The following is a 13,733-nucleotide window of genomic DNA, read 5'->3' as shown; positions in this document are numbered from 1 at the left end:
GGCGGGTCGCGGCTGAGCTTAGCCTGCCCTAACTCCACGCGCCACGCCGGCCCGGCGGAGCCTCTCGCCCACCCCGAGTCCCGCTGCCGTCCACACGACGGGGCCGGCGAGCGCGATGACCAGGTAGGCGATCTGCGCCCACAGCGGGAGCGCCGCGAGATCGGCGGCGAAGAACACGACGCCCGCGACGACGACCCCGATCAGGAGCGCGGCGGCGAAGAAGCGCCACACGCCCCAGGCGCGGTAGCGGGTGAGAGCGGCGACACCCTCCTGGATCGCGCCGAACAGCAGCGCTGTGCCCAGGAACCGGCCGATCCACGCCGGGTTGACGGCGCTCGCGACGAGGGCGGCGAGCACGTGTGTCGTGACGGCGACCAGGGGCAGTCGGAACACCTGCTGCGCGATGATCCCGGGCAGCACGTGCGACCCGAGCACGAGGCCGTAGGCCCACGGTGCGGCGGCGAGCACGAGCGGGGTGATCGCCCCGGCCACGCCGCCCAGCAGACCCGTCGCGACTCCGAGCGCGGCGCACACCAGCAGCACGCGTGTCGAGAGGAGTGTGCGGGTCACGGATTCAAGGCTATCCGCGGGGAAGAGCCTGCCGGGCCGTGCAAAATCAGGTGCGGCGACGCCGTTTCGTGAGTCGGACCGTGGGCAGCGGCGGCGCCGGGATGCGCTCGTCGCCGTGGCTGACGACGTGCCCGAACCGAGGGGTGTCGGCCTCCCACTCCTCGCGTGCGGCGACGATCTCGTCGTGGCTGCGTCCGACGAAGTTCCACCACATCACGATGTCGCTCTCGAACGGCTCGCCGCCGAGCACGAAGACCGTCACGTCGGTGGGTGCGCCGATCTCGATCTCCTCGCGGTCGATGCCGAGGTAGAGCAGGTCGTTGTCGCCCAGCGTGACCGGTTCATCGGCGGAGTGGACGATCGGCGCACCGTCGACGCCCACGATCGCGTGTTCCCACGCGGGGTCGAGGGGGATCCGGATGCGCGCTCCGGCCGGGATGAAGACCTCCGCGCCGACGATGGGTGTGTACATGGTGGCGGGGGAGCGGATGCCGGCGAGCTCGCCGACCACGACGACGGCCGCCGCGCCCTCGCCCAGTTCGACGATCGGGAGCTCGGTGTGCCGCTCGAAGTCCGGCTCGCCGTGTCGGCGCGACTCGGGCAGGGCGACCCAGAGCTGGAGCGCGTCGGTGACGGTGGGCTCATCCCCGACGGAGTACTCGGAGTGCGCGATGCCGGCGCCGCTGGTCATGATGTTCAGCTGACCGCGCTTGATGACGACGTCGGAGCCGATCGTGTCGCGGTGGCGCGTCTCGCCGGCGAACGGCCAGGTGACCGTCTGCAGTCCGATGTGCGGATGGGGCTCGACGCGCATCGTGGTCACCTGCGGGCCGAACCGGTCGAGGAAGCACCAGGCGCCCACCATCGGCAGCTCGCGTTGCGGCAGCGTGCGGTACACCTGCATGCCGCGCACTCCGCCGAGCGGCACCTCCCGGGGAGCCAGCAGCAGTGACCGGGGTCCGTCGCAGGATGCCGGGGCATCGACGGTCTCGGTGGGGTCGGCGTCGAGGCGGGTCATCGGGTCACTCCGTGTCGGGTGAGGCGACGGTCAGGCCGGGCACGTCGTTCTCCGCGAGGTAGCCGGCCACGAAGGGACACGTGGGCACGACCTCCGCGTCGCGCCCCGCGAGGTCGGCAAGGGCCTCGGAGACGAGGATCCTGCCCAGTCCCTGGCCCTTGTAGGCGGGATCGATCTTGGTGTGGGGCATCACGGTGCGGCCGGCGTCGTCGGTGGTGATGAGCGTGTACCCGGCCACCGCGCCGTCGACGTGGATCTCATAGCGGTTCCTCTCGTCGTTGCGCGTGACCGTCGGTGCGGCGTCGTGTGCCACGGGGACCCCCTCTGTCGTGTGGGTCAACCGTATGCGGCCCGTCCGTCTTCCCGCCAGGACCGAGCCGGTCCGCCCTGCCGTTCGTCGCGCGGGTCGCGCCGCTCGTCGCAGCGATGCGGCGGAGCGGCCGTGGCCGCGGCATCCGTCTTCCTACCCTGGCTCGTACGCAAAGACGCGCCCTGAAGGAGTCGCCCATGTCTGCACCGTCGCGCCGTGGCAAGGCCGCCACGCTCGAACCCGATCCCTCGCTTCCCCCCGTCGCCCTCACCGAGGAGCAGAAGACCAAGGACGGCCGCTGGACGCCGCTGAAGATCGTCATCTGGGCCGCCATCGCCCTCGCCGGCGGTCTCGGCTGGACGATGCTCGCGATCGTCCGCGGTGAGACCGTCAACGCGATCTGGTTCGTGTTCGCGGCCGTCGCCACCTATCTCATCGGCTATCGCTTCTACTCGAAGGTCATCGAGAAGCACCTGCTGCGTCCCGACGACCGGCGCGCCACCCCCGCCGAGGTCAAGCAGGACGGCAAGGACTACGTCCCGACCGACCGCCGAGTCCTCTACGGTCACCACTTCGCCGCCATCGCCGGCGCCGGCCCGCTCGTCGGCCCCGTTCTCGCGGCGCAGATGGGCTTCCTCCCCGGCACCATCTGGATCATCGTGGGCGTCGTCCTCGCGGGCGCCGTGCAGGACTACACCGTCCTCTTCTTCTCCATGCGCCGCGGCGGCCGCACGATCGGTCAGATGGCCCGTCAGGAGCTCGGCCGCATCGGCGGCACCGCCGCGATCGTCGCCTCGCTGCTGATCATGCTGATCATCGTCGCGATCCTCGCCCTCGTCGTCGTCAACGCGCTCGGCGAGAGCCCCTGGGGTGTCTTCTCGGTGTCGATGACGATCCCGATCGCCCTGTTCATGGGTCTGTACCTGCGCTACCTGCGCCCCGGCAAGGTGACCGAGGTCTCCATCATCGGCTTCGTCCTGCTGATCGCCGCGATCGTCGCCGGCGGCTGGGTCGCCGAGACCGCGTGGGGTCAGGAGTTCCTGCACCTCGACCGCACCGTCATCGCGTGGGGCATCATCATCTACGGCTTCATCGCGGCGGTCCTCCCCGTATGGCTGCTGCTCGCCCCTCGCGACTACCTGTCGACGTTCATGAAGATCGGCGTCATCGTCATGCTCGCCGGCGCGATCGTCCTGGTGCGCCCCGAGATCACCGTCCCGGCCGTCACCGACTTCGCTCTCGAGGGCACCGGGCCGGTGTTCGCAGGTCCGCTCTTCCCCTTCCTGTTCGTGACCATCGCGTGCGGTGCTCTCTCGGGCTTCCATGCGCTGATCTCGTCGGGCACGACCCCCAAGCTCGTCGAGAAGGAGCGCCAGACGCGCTTCATCGGCTACGGCGGGATGATCATGGAGTCGTTCGTCGCGATCATGGCCCTCGTCGCCGCGATCTCGATCGACCAGGGCATCTACTACGCGATGAACGCGTCGGCCGCGGCCACGCAGGGCACCGTGGAGGGTGCGGTCGCGTTCGTGAACTCGCTCGGCATCACCGGGGTGAACCTCACGCCCGAGATGCTCACGAGCACGGCGGCCGCGGTGGGCGAGGAGTCGATCGTCTCGCGCACCGGCGGTGCGCCGACCCTCGCGCTCGGTCTCGCGCACATCATGCAGCAGGCCCTCGGCGGCCCCGCGATGATGGCGTTCTGGTACCACTTCGCGATCATGTTCGAGGCTCTGTTCATCCTCACGGCGGTGGATGCCGGTACCCGCGTCGCGCGCTTCATGCTGCAGGACTCGATCGGCCACTGGGTCCCGAAGTTCCGCGACGTCTCGTGGCGCCCGGGCGTGTGGATCACGACGGCGATCATGGTCGCCGGCTGGGGAGCGATCCTCATCCTCGGCGTCACCGACCCGCTCGGCGGCATCAACACGTTCTTCCCGCTGTTCGGCATCGCGAACCAGCTGCTCGCCGCGATCGCACTCGCCGTGGTGCTCGCGATCATCGCGAAGCGGGGTCCGTCGTTCGTGCGCTGGCTGTGGATCGTGGCCCTGCCGCTCGCGTTCGCGGCGGTCGTCACGATCACCGCGTCGGCGTACAAGATCTTCTCGCCGAACCCGGCGATCGGATACTGGTCGAACCACTTCCGCTACCGCGACGCGCTGGCCGCCGGCGACACGACCCTCGGCACCCCCGAGGTCATGGGCGCCGTCATCCGCAACACCTTCGTGCAGGGCACCCTGTCGATCGTGTTCGTGACGCTCGCCATCATCGTGATCGTGGCCGCCGTCATCGTCACCATCACGGCGATCCGCCGCGGCGGCGGTGAGAACCACGAGGACGAGCCGGTGCCCTCGCGCCGCTTCGCACCCGCCGGGTTCCTCGCCACCCCCTCCGAGCGTGAGCTCGAGAAGCGGTGGGACCCCATCCTCGCCGACGAGCGCGCGACGAACCGGCACTGACATGAGTACTCGGACGGATGCCGCGGTCTCGCCGATGCGGGCGATGCTCGACCTCGTCGTGCGGGCGGGCCGCGGCATCCGCTGGTACATGACCACCCTCATGGGCGACACGGCCTACGCGACGTATGTCGCGCACCATCGGCGCGTGCACCCGGGGGAGGAGCCGATGACCGAGCGGCAGTTCTGGCGCCAGAAGATGGACGACCAGGACCGCAACCCGGGCGCCCGCTGCTGCTGACGCCCGCGATCTAGGCTCGTCGCATGACCGATGCCGTCGTCCTCGCCGCCCTGCTCGGCGTGGTCGGCGGCATCGTGCTGTCCGCCCTGCTCCTGCTCGCGCGCCGCTACGCCCGCGGACCCGGCGGCCTCGGCAGCGAGGCGGAGGAGGCGACCTATCGCGCCCTGCACCAGGCGAGCCTCGCCGCCCCCTATCTGCGCGGCGGTCTCGGCACCCCCGACGTCGCCCGCGCCGCGAAACACCTGCGGGCGGTGCTCGGCAGTCCTGCCGTCGTCCTCGTCGTCGGCGACGTGATCGTCGCGCGAGACGGGCAGACCGAAGGATTGGATGCCGCCGCCCGCCGCGTCGCGGCGCAGGTCACCGAGACGGGCAAGCGCCGCGTCTTCCCCCGAGCGGACGGCGGCGACGGGCTCGAGGCCGTCGGCGCGCCGATCCGCGTGGACGGTGAGGTCGTCGGCGTGCTCGTCGCCTTCGCCGCGCCCGTGCGGGCGGCGCTCGTGCGCGCCGCCGGCGAGGTGGCGGACTGGTGCGCCGCGCAGGCGACCCTCGGCGAGCTCGACGCGTCGCGGGCGGCCCTGGCCGAGGCCGATCTGCGCTCCCTGCGCGCGCAGATCTCGCCGCACTTCATCTACAACGCCTTGACCGCGATCGCCTCGTTCATCACCACCGACCCGCCGCGGGCGCGCGAGCTGGTCCTGGAGTTCGCCGATTTCACCCGGTACTCGTTCCGACGCCAGGGCGAGTTCACGACGCTCGCAGAGGAACTGCGCAGCATCCACTCCTACCTCGAGCTCGAGCACGCTCGCTTCGGAGGACGGCTCTCGGTGACGCTGCGGATCTCGCCCGAGACGCTGGCGACCGTCATCCCGTTCCTGTCCGTGCAGCCCCTCGTCGAGAACGCCGTCCGGCACGGACTCGAACCGGGGGAGGGCGGCGGCACGATCCTCATCGCTTCGGAGGATGCCGCGACGCATACGGAGATCACCGTCGAGGACGACGGTGCGGGGATGGACCCCGAAAACCTGCACGCGCTCCTCACGAGTGCCGCCGACGGTACCAACGTGGGACTGCGGAACGTCGACACCCGGCTCCGTCAGCTCTACGGCGACGACGGCGGGCTGGTCGTCGAGACGGCGCCCGGCGCCGGTACCCTCGTCCGCATGCGGATCCCGAAGTCGCAGCCGCACCACCTCACGCGCGGTGGGGAGTGAGCGTCGTGATCGACGTCCTCGTCGCCGACGACGAGAAGCCCGCCCTCGACGAGCTGGCGTTCCTGCTGCGCGCCGACGACCGGATCGGGGAGGTGCTCACGGCGTCGTCGGGCGCGGAGGCGCTGCGGCTGCTCACCGAGCGACCGGTCGCGGCGGCGTTCCTCGACATCCACATGCCCGGTCTGTCGGGACTCGACCTGGCCACCGCCCTGCGAGCGCTCGCATCGCCACCCGCGGTCGTCTTCGTGACCGCCGACGACGCGCACGCCGTCGACGCCTTCGAACTCCAGGCGCTCGACTACCTGCTCAAGCCCGTGCGGGTCGAGCGGCTCCGTCGCGCCGTCGACCGCATCGCCGAGAACGACCGTCCCGCCGAGAGCGACGAAGTCCTGCCCGTCTCGGTCGGGTCGGCGGTGCGGTTCGTGCACCGGCGCGACGTGCGCTGGGTGCGGGCCGAGGGCGACTACACGCGGCTCCACACCGACGGCGACTCCGGGCACCTGGTCCGCATCCCCATCTCGGACCTCGAGGCGAGGTGGGCGGATGCCGGCTTCGTCCGCATCCATCGCTCGTTCCTCGTGCGGGCGGCATCCGTCACCGAGGTCCGGCTCTCGGGCGCGGAACCGACCGTGTGGCTGGACGGGACGGCCCTGCCGGTCAGTCGGCGACTGCTTCCCGCCGTCCGCGAGGCGCTCGTCGGGCGGGCGGGGTCGTGACACGCGAACGGGTGCGGGTGACGGCGGGGTCGGGACGTCCCGGCGCGCCGACCCGGGGGATCGCCCTCCCGGGCGCGCCGGTCGACGACGCCGAGGCGGCGTACGCCCGTGCGCTGCGGCGGTCGCAGCTGCGGCTCGCGCTCGGGACGCTGCTCGGGTTCGTGACCGTCACGGTCGCGCTGCTGCTGGCCATCACCCTCATCCCCGAGCTCGACGAGATCGTCCTGCTCGGCGTGCCGCTGTCGTGGCTGCTGCACGCGTTCGGGTTCTATCCGGTGATCGCCGGGTTCGCGGTGCTCTACGTCCGCGGCGCGAACCGCAACGAGCGCCGCTGGCGGGCGCTGCGCGACGAGGGCGCATGAACGCGCTGCTCGACCTCGTCGCGGTCGCCGCCGTCGTGGGCGCGACCGTCCTCATCGGCGCGTACGGCCTGCGGGTCTCGCGCACGACGAGCGACTTCTTCGTGGCATCCCGCACCGTCCGCCCCGTGTGGAACGCGTCGGCGATCAGCGGCGAATACCTCTCGGCGGGGACCTTCCTGGGGCTGTCCGGGCTCGTCCTGCTCAGCGGTGCGGAAGGCTTCTGGTTCCCGATCGGGTACGCGGCCGGATACCTGCTCGTCCTGCTGTTCGTCGCGGCGCCGCTGCGGCGCAGCGGCGCCTACACGATCCCCGATTTCATGGAGGCGCGGCTGGATTCCCGCCTCGCACGGCGGGTGACGAGTGCCGCGTGCCTGCTCATCGGATGGCTGTACATCGTGCCGCAGCTGCACGGCGCCGGGATCACGCTGCAGGTCGTCGCGGACATCCCGCCCTGGGTGGGCGCCGTCCTCGTCGCCGTGCTCGTCGCGGCGGCGGCCGCCGCGGGAGGCATGCGGGCGATCACCTACGTGCAGGCGTTCCAGTACTGGCTGAAGCTGACCGCGCTGCTCGTCCCGGCGGTGCTCATCGTGTTCGCCGTGAACGGCCGCGCTCGAGAGATCGACCCGCTCGTCGTCTTTCCCGCCGAAGCAGGGCCGGCGGGCATCGATGCGTATGCCGCCGGCTCGCTGCTGCTGGCGCTGCTGCTCGGCACGATGGGGCTTCCGCACGTGCTCGTGCGGTTCTACACGAGCCCGACCGGCGGGTCCGGGCGTCGGACGACGGTCCTCGTGATCGTCATGGTGAGCGTCTTCTACGCCGTCTCGAGCGTCATCGGGCTGCTCGCGAGAGTGGTGGCGCCCGAGCTCGCGCAGCCGGGGGTCGCCGACACGGTCGCGCTCGTACTGCCGGCGCGGGTGTTCCCGGGCCTGGCGGGCGAGCTGCTGACGGCGCTCGTCGTCGCCGGTGCGTTCGCCGCGTTCCTCGCGACCTCGGCCGGGCTCACCGTCTCGCTCGCCGGCGTCATCAGCCAGGACGTGTTCTCCGGCTCGGTCCGATCCTTCCGGCTGTCGGCGGTCGTCGTCGCCCTCGTGCCGCTCGCGATCGCGCTGCTCACCGTGCCGGCGGGGCTGGTCGCCTCCGTCGGAGTCGTGTTCGTGTTCGCGGCATCCGCTCTGTCTCCCGTGCTGCTGCTGTCGATCTGGTGGCCGAGGCTCACGGCGCGCGGCGCCGTGTCGGGCATGGTGACCGGTGGCGTCGCCTGCGGAGCCGCCTTCGCCGTCCACGCGGCGGTGGGCGGCGTGGGGCTCGCCGCGCCGCTGCTCGCCCAGCCGGCGGCGTGGACCATCCCGCTCGCGACCGCCGTCACCGTCGTCGTCTCGCTCACCGACCGCGCGGGCGCGCCCGTGCGCGCGGGCGCCTACCTGGCGCGGCTGCACACCCCCGGCCGGGGCTGAGGCGCGCCGACGTCGTCGTCTTCCGCGTTCCGTGGCGAGGGAGAATGTGCGCATGCGTCGGTCTCTGAGGTGGTGCGTCCTCGGCGCGGTCCTGGTCGTGTCCCTGCTCGGCGGGTGCGCCGCAGCGCCACCGCCCTCCGCATCCACGCCCGCGTCGCCGTCGCCGTCGGCGTCGTCCCCGTCCGCGAGCCCCACGCCGACCCCGTCCGCGAGCCCCACGCCGTCCCCGACCCCCGACCCGGTGGCCGCTCTCACCCTCGAGGAGCGTGTCGGACAGCTGTTCATGGTCGGAACGCGGGCGACCGCCGCTTCGCCCGCGACTCTCGCCGCCGTCGAGGATCGTCATGCGGGCGGCGTCTTCCTCAGCGGCCGGTCACGGGCAGGAGTCGCCGCCACCGCGGACGTCGTGGCGGACTTCACGGCGCTCGACCATCCCGAGGGCGCACCGCTGTGGGTCGCGACGGACCAGGAGGGCGGCGAGGTGCAGGTGCTGCAGGGTCGGGGCTTCGATGCGATGCCGTACGGCATCCGACAGGCCGATCTGTCGGCCGACCAGCTCCGCGCGTCGGCCGAGCGGTGGGGTCGCGAGCTCGCCGACGCGGGTGTCACCCTCGACCTCGCACCCGTCGCCGACATCGTCACAAGCGAGGCGACCCGCTTCGACAACCCACCCGTCGGCGGCTACGGCCGGCAGTACGGGTACGACGCGGCGACGGTCACGGCGAAGGCGGGGGCGTTCGCCGAGGGGATGCGGGCTGCCGGCATCCTTCCCACCTTCAAGCACTTCCCGGGCCTCGGGCACGTCACGGCCAACACCGACACCACCGCGGACGTCGTCGACACGACCGTGACCGCCGACGGTGCCGACGTCGACGTCTATCGGCCGCTGGTCGAGGCCGGACCGAGCGCGGTGATGGTCTCGTCGGCGATCTACGACCGCATCGACGGGTCGGGTCCGGCGGTGTTCTCGCCGAAGGTGCTGAAGGTGCTGCGCGACCAGGTCGGGTTCGACGGTGCGGTGTTCTCCGACGACCTCTCCGCGGCCGTCGCGGTGTCGGCGTGGACGCCCGCGGAGCGCGCCGTCGACGCGATCTCCGCGGGCGTCGACGTGGTGCTGGTCTCGGCGAAACCGTCGGTGTTCCCGGCGATGTACGACGCCGTGCTCGCCGAGGCGGAGAGCGACCCGCAGTTCGCCGCGCAGGTCGACGCGGCCGCAGCCCGTGTGCTCGCCGCGAAGGCCGACATGCCCTGACCACCCGGCCCCGTGCGGCAGACTCGAGGGATGACCTCGACGCTCCGGGACCGCATCCCCGTCGGGGCGACCCCGGACGCCGTCTACGAGGGCTTCCTCGAGTGGACGCTCGAGCGCGGCATCGAGCTCTACCCGGCGCAGGACGAGGCGATCATCGAGCTCGCGTCCGGATCGAACGTGATCCTCGCGACCCCCACCGGCACGGGAAAGTCGCTCGTCGCGGTCGCGGCACACGCGGCATCCCTGGCTCGCGGGGGCCGCACGTACTACACGGCGCCCATCAAAGCCCTCGTCAGCGAGAAGTTCTTCGCACTCGTGGACATCTTCGGACCGGATGCCGTGGGCATGGTCACGGGCGATTCATCGGTGAACCCCGACGCGCCGATCATCTGCTGCACCGCCGAGATCCTGGCGAACACCGCGCTCCGGCTGGGTCCCGACGCGGAGATCGACCAGGTCGTGATGGACGAGTTCCACTACTACGGCGATCCCGACCGGGGGTGGGCGTGGCAGGTGCCGCTCCTGCTCCTGCCGAAGGCGCAGTTCCTGCTCATGTCGGCGACCCTCGGCGACGTGTCGGCGATCTCCACCGATCTCGAGCGACGCACCGGGAGGCCGGTCGCCCTCGTCGCGGGCGCGGAGCGACCGGTCCCACTCGACTTCTCCTACGCCCGCCGCCCGGTCCATGAGGTGCTCGAAGGGCTGCTCGAGAACGGCGAGGCGCCGGTCTACATCGTCCACTTCTCGCAGGCGGCAGCCCTCGAGCGGGCGCAGGCGCTGTCGAGCGTGAAGGTCACGACGCGCGAGCAGCGCGATGCGATCGCGGACGCCATCGGCGGCTTCCGCTTCACGACCGGCTTCGGCAAGACGCTGTCCCGACTGGTGCGCGCGGGCATCGGCGTGCATCACGCGGGGATGCTGCCGCGCTACCGCCGACTCGTCGAGACGCTCGCGCAGCGCGGCCTGCTCCGCGTCATCTGCGGCACCGACACGTTGGGCGTCGGCATCAACGTCCCGATCCGGACCGTGCTGATCACGGCGCTGTCGAAGTACGACGGCACGAAGATGCGTCAGCTGTCGGCGCGTGAGTTCCATCAGATCGCCGGTCGTGCGGGGCGCGCCGGGTTCGACACGCACGGCAGCGTCGTCGTGATGGCCCCCGAGTGGGAGATCGAGAACGCGGTCGCGCTCGCGAAGGCGGGGGACGACGCCGCGAAGCGCAAGAAGATCGTCCGCAAGAAGGCGCCGACGGGCGTCGTGAACTGGGGCGAGGGGTCATTCGAGCGACTGGTCGCGGCCGAGCCCGAGCCGCTCTCGCCGCAGTTGCAGCTGACCTCCGCGATGCTCATCAACGTCATCGGCCGTGGGGGCGACGTGTTCGAGAACGTGCGGTCGCTCGTCTTCGACAATCACGAGCCGCGCGCCCGGAAGTACGAGCTGGCCCGCCGGGCGATTGCGCTGTTCCGGACCCTCGTGGCGGCCGACATCGTCGTGGCCGATGCCGACGGCATCCGCCTCACCGTCGACCTGCAGCCGAACTTCGCGCTCAACCAGCCGCTGTCGCCGTTCGCGCTCGCCGCGATCGATCTGCTCGACCCGGATGCCGGTGACGCCGGCGTCGGCAGCGGTCATCACGCGCTCGACGTGGTGAGCGTGATCGAGGCGACGCTCGACGACCCGCGCGCGATCCTGTCGCAGCAGGAGTACAAGGCGCGCGGCGAGGCGGTCGCGGCGATGAAGCGCGACGGCATCGAGTACGACGAGCGCATGGAGCTGCTCGAGGCGGTGACGTGGCCGAAGCCGCTGGCCGAGCTGCTGGCGCAGGCGTATGAGACGTTCGCGTCGAGTCAGCCGTGGGTGCGCGACTTCGAGCTGTCGCCGAAGTCGGTCGTGCGGGACATGTTCGAGCGGGCGATGTCATTCGGCGAGTTCGTCTCGTTCTACGGGCTCGGGCGGAGCGAGGGCCTGGTGCTGCGGTACCTGTCCGACGCGTACCGCGCGATCCGGCAGACGGTGCCCGCTGAGGCCCGCACCGACGAGCTGCTCGACCTGATCGAGTGGCTCGGCGAGCTGGTGCGGCAGGTGGACTCGAGTCTCGTCGACGAGTGGAACGCGCTGGTGAATCCAGCGGACGACCCGGAAGCACCGGTCGTGCCGCCGGCGCCGCCGTCGATCCTCACCAACCGTCGCGCGTTCGTCGTGCTGGTGCGCAACGAGATGTTCCGCCGGGTGCAGCTGGCCGCGCTGCAGGACGACGATGCGCTGGTCGAGCTGGATCCGGATGCCGCGTGGCCCGACGTCCTGGACCGGTACTTCGACGATCATGACGAGATCCTCACCGGCGGCGCCGCTCGGAGCCCCGCGTTGTGCGTCATCGACGAGTCGTCGGCGTCCGAGGGTGTGTGGCGGGTGGAGCAGATCATCGACGACCCGGCGGGCGACCACGACTGGCGGATCCGTGCAGAGGTCGACCTGGAGGCATCCGTCGACGAGGGCGCCGCGGTCGTGCGGGTGACCGAGGTCGTGCGGCTCTAGGCCTGGCGGGTCCAGCCGTCGCCGTCGTGGGTGTAGACGATGCGGACGTGACGGCGGTCGGGTGAGCCCTGCCAGAACTCGATGCGGTCGGGGACGAGGCGCCACAGCACCCAACCGCCGGCCTGGTGGAGGGCTGCGGCCGGGCTGCCGGCGACGTCCGCCGCGCTCTCTTCGGGGTCGGCCTCGCGTACGGGGCCGCGGACCCGCACGGCGCGCATGAGGGGTTGCCACCAGAAGTTCAGCGCGGCGGCGGGGTTGTCCGCGAGCTGCCGTCCCTTCTCGGAGCGGCGTGGTCCTGCGAAGGCCCAGCCTTCGGTGTCGACTCCCTTGAGGATGAGGGTGCGCGCGTCGGGGAGGCCCGCGGCATCCGCTGTCGCGAGGGTCATCGCGCGCGGTTCGGCGACGCCGGTCCGGGCGACGTGACGTATCCACGTCTCGAACAGGGTGACGGGGTCTGACGGCAGGTCGGAGAGCTCGAGAGGTGGGGGCGACCCGATGAGGGAAGGTTGGGCGCGGAGCCACCGCGTGAGCTCGTTCATACTCCCATCCTGCTCCCGGCTGTCGTGATGTCGGCGCGGGCGGGCAGACTGACCTCGTGGCGACCTACCTGGCATTCCTGCGCGCGATCAACCTGGGGGCGAAGCGGGTCTTCCCGAAGGACGACATCCGGCGCGTCGTCGAGAGCGTCGGGTTCGAGGAGGTCGTGACCCACATCAACACGGGGAACGTGCGCTTCGAGTCGCGAATGCGCTCGCGCGAGCGCATCGAGCGCACGCTGGAGACCGCGTTCGCCGCGGATCGCGGATTCGAGGTGCCGACCGTCGTCTTCGCCGCGAAGGAGTTCGCGGCGCTCGCCGCGGAGACGCGGCAGCTGGACGAGGAGAACCCCGGGCTCGCGCGGCATTACGTCTACCTGCTGAAGGACGAGTTGACGACCTCGCAGGTCGCGGACGTCGAGGCGAGGGCGTCCGACAAGGGTCGGATGGTCGTCCGCGGCAGGGCGGCGCACGCGTTGCTCGAGCCGGGGTATCAGGACGGCACCGTCGACCCACTCGGGGCGGCGTCGCGGCTGGGCGTCGCGACGAACCGGAACGCGAGTGTGGTCCTGGCTCTGGCCGATAAGTGGTGCAGCGCGTGGATGCGGTGATCCGCGAGCCTCGGCTGACGGATGCCGAGACGATCGCCGCGTTGCATGTCGCGACGTGGCGTGAGACGTATGGGCATCTGCTCCCCGACGATTTCTTCACCGGAGAGCTCCTGGACTGGCGGCGTCGCATGTGGACGCGGATCCTCACCGATTCCCGCCCGGAGCATGTCGTACGGGTGGCGGAGGCCGACGGCGAGCTGATCGGTTTCGCGATGTCGGGGATCTCCGATGAGGGAATCCCGCAGCTGTACATGCTCTACGTCCTGGCGGCGCAGCACGGCGCCGGGATCGGGCAGAGGCTGTTCGACGGAGTGCTCCCGCCGGGTCCGGCGGTGCTGTGGGTCGCGAAAGAGAATCCTCGGGCCATCGCGTTCTACCGCCGCAACGGCTTCGCTTTCGACGGCGCCGAGCAGAGCGACCCGGGAACGGCGGGAATCGTGGAAGCGCGGATGGTGCGGTGA

14 protein-coding genes are annotated in these 13,733 nt (G+C 71.2%); 10 read left to right on the top strand and 4 right to left on the bottom strand.

The annotated features are described in order from the left end of the window. Positions 1-18: 18 nt before the first annotated feature. The 3 genes from AB0259_RS09425 to AB0259_RS09415 are packed head-to-tail and all read right to left on the bottom strand — an operon-like array spanning position 19 to position 1,901. Positions 19-570 carry an ECF transporter S component gene (locus AB0259_RS09425; protein WP_366222064.1) on the bottom strand — a complete coding sequence of 184 codons (552 nt, stop codon included), beginning with the start codon at positions 568-570 and terminating at the stop codon, positions 19-21. 46 nt (positions 571-616) lie between these two features. After that, positions 617-1,588: a pirin family protein gene (locus tag AB0259_RS09420; protein ID WP_366222065.1), complete on the bottom strand. Its 972-nt coding sequence runs from the start codon at positions 1,586-1,588 to the stop codon at positions 617-619. Between the two features lie 4 nt (positions 1,589-1,592). After that, positions 1,593-1,901, bottom strand: coding sequence for a GNAT family N-acetyltransferase (locus AB0259_RS09415; protein ID WP_366222067.1), 309 nt, complete (start codon positions 1,899-1,901; stop codon positions 1,593-1,595). 194 nt (positions 1,902-2,095) lie between these two features. On the opposite strand from AB0259_RS09415, the gene AB0259_RS09410 reads away from it, so the two are divergent. From AB0259_RS09410 to AB0259_RS09375, 8 genes are read left to right on the top strand one after another with little or no spacing between them, the layout of a single operon-like run. After that, the gene (locus tag AB0259_RS09410; RefSeq protein ID WP_251577683.1) at positions 2,096-4,357 is read left to right on the top strand and encodes a carbon starvation CstA family protein; all 2,262 of its coding nucleotides are present in this window, start codon (positions 2,096-2,098) and stop codon (positions 4,355-4,357) included. A 1-nt stretch (position 4,358) separates the two neighbouring features. Then, on the top strand, positions 4,359-4,595 hold the full coding sequence (locus AB0259_RS09405; RefSeq protein WP_311286512.1) for a YbdD/YjiX family protein: 237 nt from the start codon (positions 4,359-4,361) through the stop codon (positions 4,593-4,595). A 23-nt stretch (positions 4,596-4,618) separates the two neighbouring features. Beyond that, positions 4,619-5,806: a histidine kinase gene (locus AB0259_RS09400; RefSeq protein WP_366222070.1), complete on the top strand. Its 1,188-nt coding sequence runs from the start codon at positions 4,619-4,621 to the stop codon at positions 5,804-5,806. Further along, positions 5,803-6,522 (top strand): LytTR family DNA-binding domain-containing protein, encoded by a 720-nt coding sequence (locus tag AB0259_RS09395; RefSeq protein ID WP_366222072.1) that lies wholly within the window; start codon positions 5,803-5,805, stop codon positions 6,520-6,522. Before AB0259_RS09400 ends, AB0259_RS09395 begins: the two co-directional genes overlap by 4 nt. Further along, on the top strand, positions 6,519-6,884 hold the full coding sequence (locus AB0259_RS09390; RefSeq protein ID WP_366222074.1) for a heavy metal transporter: 366 nt from the start codon (positions 6,519-6,521) through the stop codon (positions 6,882-6,884). The genes AB0259_RS09395 and AB0259_RS09390 overlap by 4 nt, the downstream gene beginning before the upstream one ends. Then, complete coding sequence (locus AB0259_RS09385; protein ID WP_366222076.1) at positions 6,881-8,338, top strand: cation acetate symporter; 1,458 nt, start codon at positions 6,881-6,883, stop codon at positions 8,336-8,338. Before AB0259_RS09390 ends, AB0259_RS09385 begins: the two co-directional genes overlap by 4 nt. A 52-nt stretch (positions 8,339-8,390) precedes the next feature. Next, positions 8,391-9,590 (top strand): glycoside hydrolase family 3 N-terminal domain-containing protein, encoded by a 1,200-nt coding sequence (locus AB0259_RS09380; protein ID WP_366222078.1) that lies wholly within the window; start codon positions 8,391-8,393, stop codon positions 9,588-9,590. Positions 9,591-9,620: 30 nt separating this feature from the next. Continuing rightward, complete coding sequence (locus AB0259_RS09375) at positions 9,621-12,125, top strand: DUF3516 domain-containing protein (RefSeq protein ID WP_366222079.1); 2,505 nt, start codon at positions 9,621-9,623, stop codon at positions 12,123-12,125. On the opposite strand, the gene AB0259_RS09370 is transcribed toward AB0259_RS09375, so the two are convergent. Continuing rightward, a complete protein-coding gene (locus AB0259_RS09370; RefSeq protein ID WP_366222080.1) occupies positions 12,122-12,664 on the bottom strand; it encodes a pyridoxamine 5'-phosphate oxidase family protein in 543 nt (180 codons plus the stop codon). The two genes, AB0259_RS09375 and AB0259_RS09370, sit on opposite strands and share 4 nt — an antisense overlap. A gap of 56 nt (positions 12,665-12,720) precedes the next feature. On the opposite strand from AB0259_RS09370, the gene AB0259_RS09365 reads away from it, so the two are divergent. Next, the gene (locus AB0259_RS09365) at positions 12,721-13,272 is read left to right on the top strand and encodes a DUF1697 domain-containing protein (protein WP_366222082.1); all 552 of its coding nucleotides are present in this window, start codon (positions 12,721-12,723) and stop codon (positions 13,270-13,272) included. Further along, entirely contained in the window at positions 13,260-13,733 is a 474-nt protein-coding gene (locus AB0259_RS09360) for a GNAT family N-acetyltransferase (RefSeq protein WP_366222084.1), read from the top strand. The genes AB0259_RS09365 and AB0259_RS09360 overlap by 13 nt, the downstream gene beginning before the upstream one ends.

Source organism: Microbacterium sp. NPDC080005 (genome assembly GCF_040702445.1).
GTDB classification, from domain to species: domain Bacteria; phylum Actinomycetota; class Actinomycetes; order Actinomycetales; family Microbacteriaceae; genus Microbacterium; species Microbacterium oleivorans_D.
The sequence above is the reverse complement of the archived record's forward strand: the minus strand, read 5'-3'. Positions and strand labels throughout refer to the sequence as shown.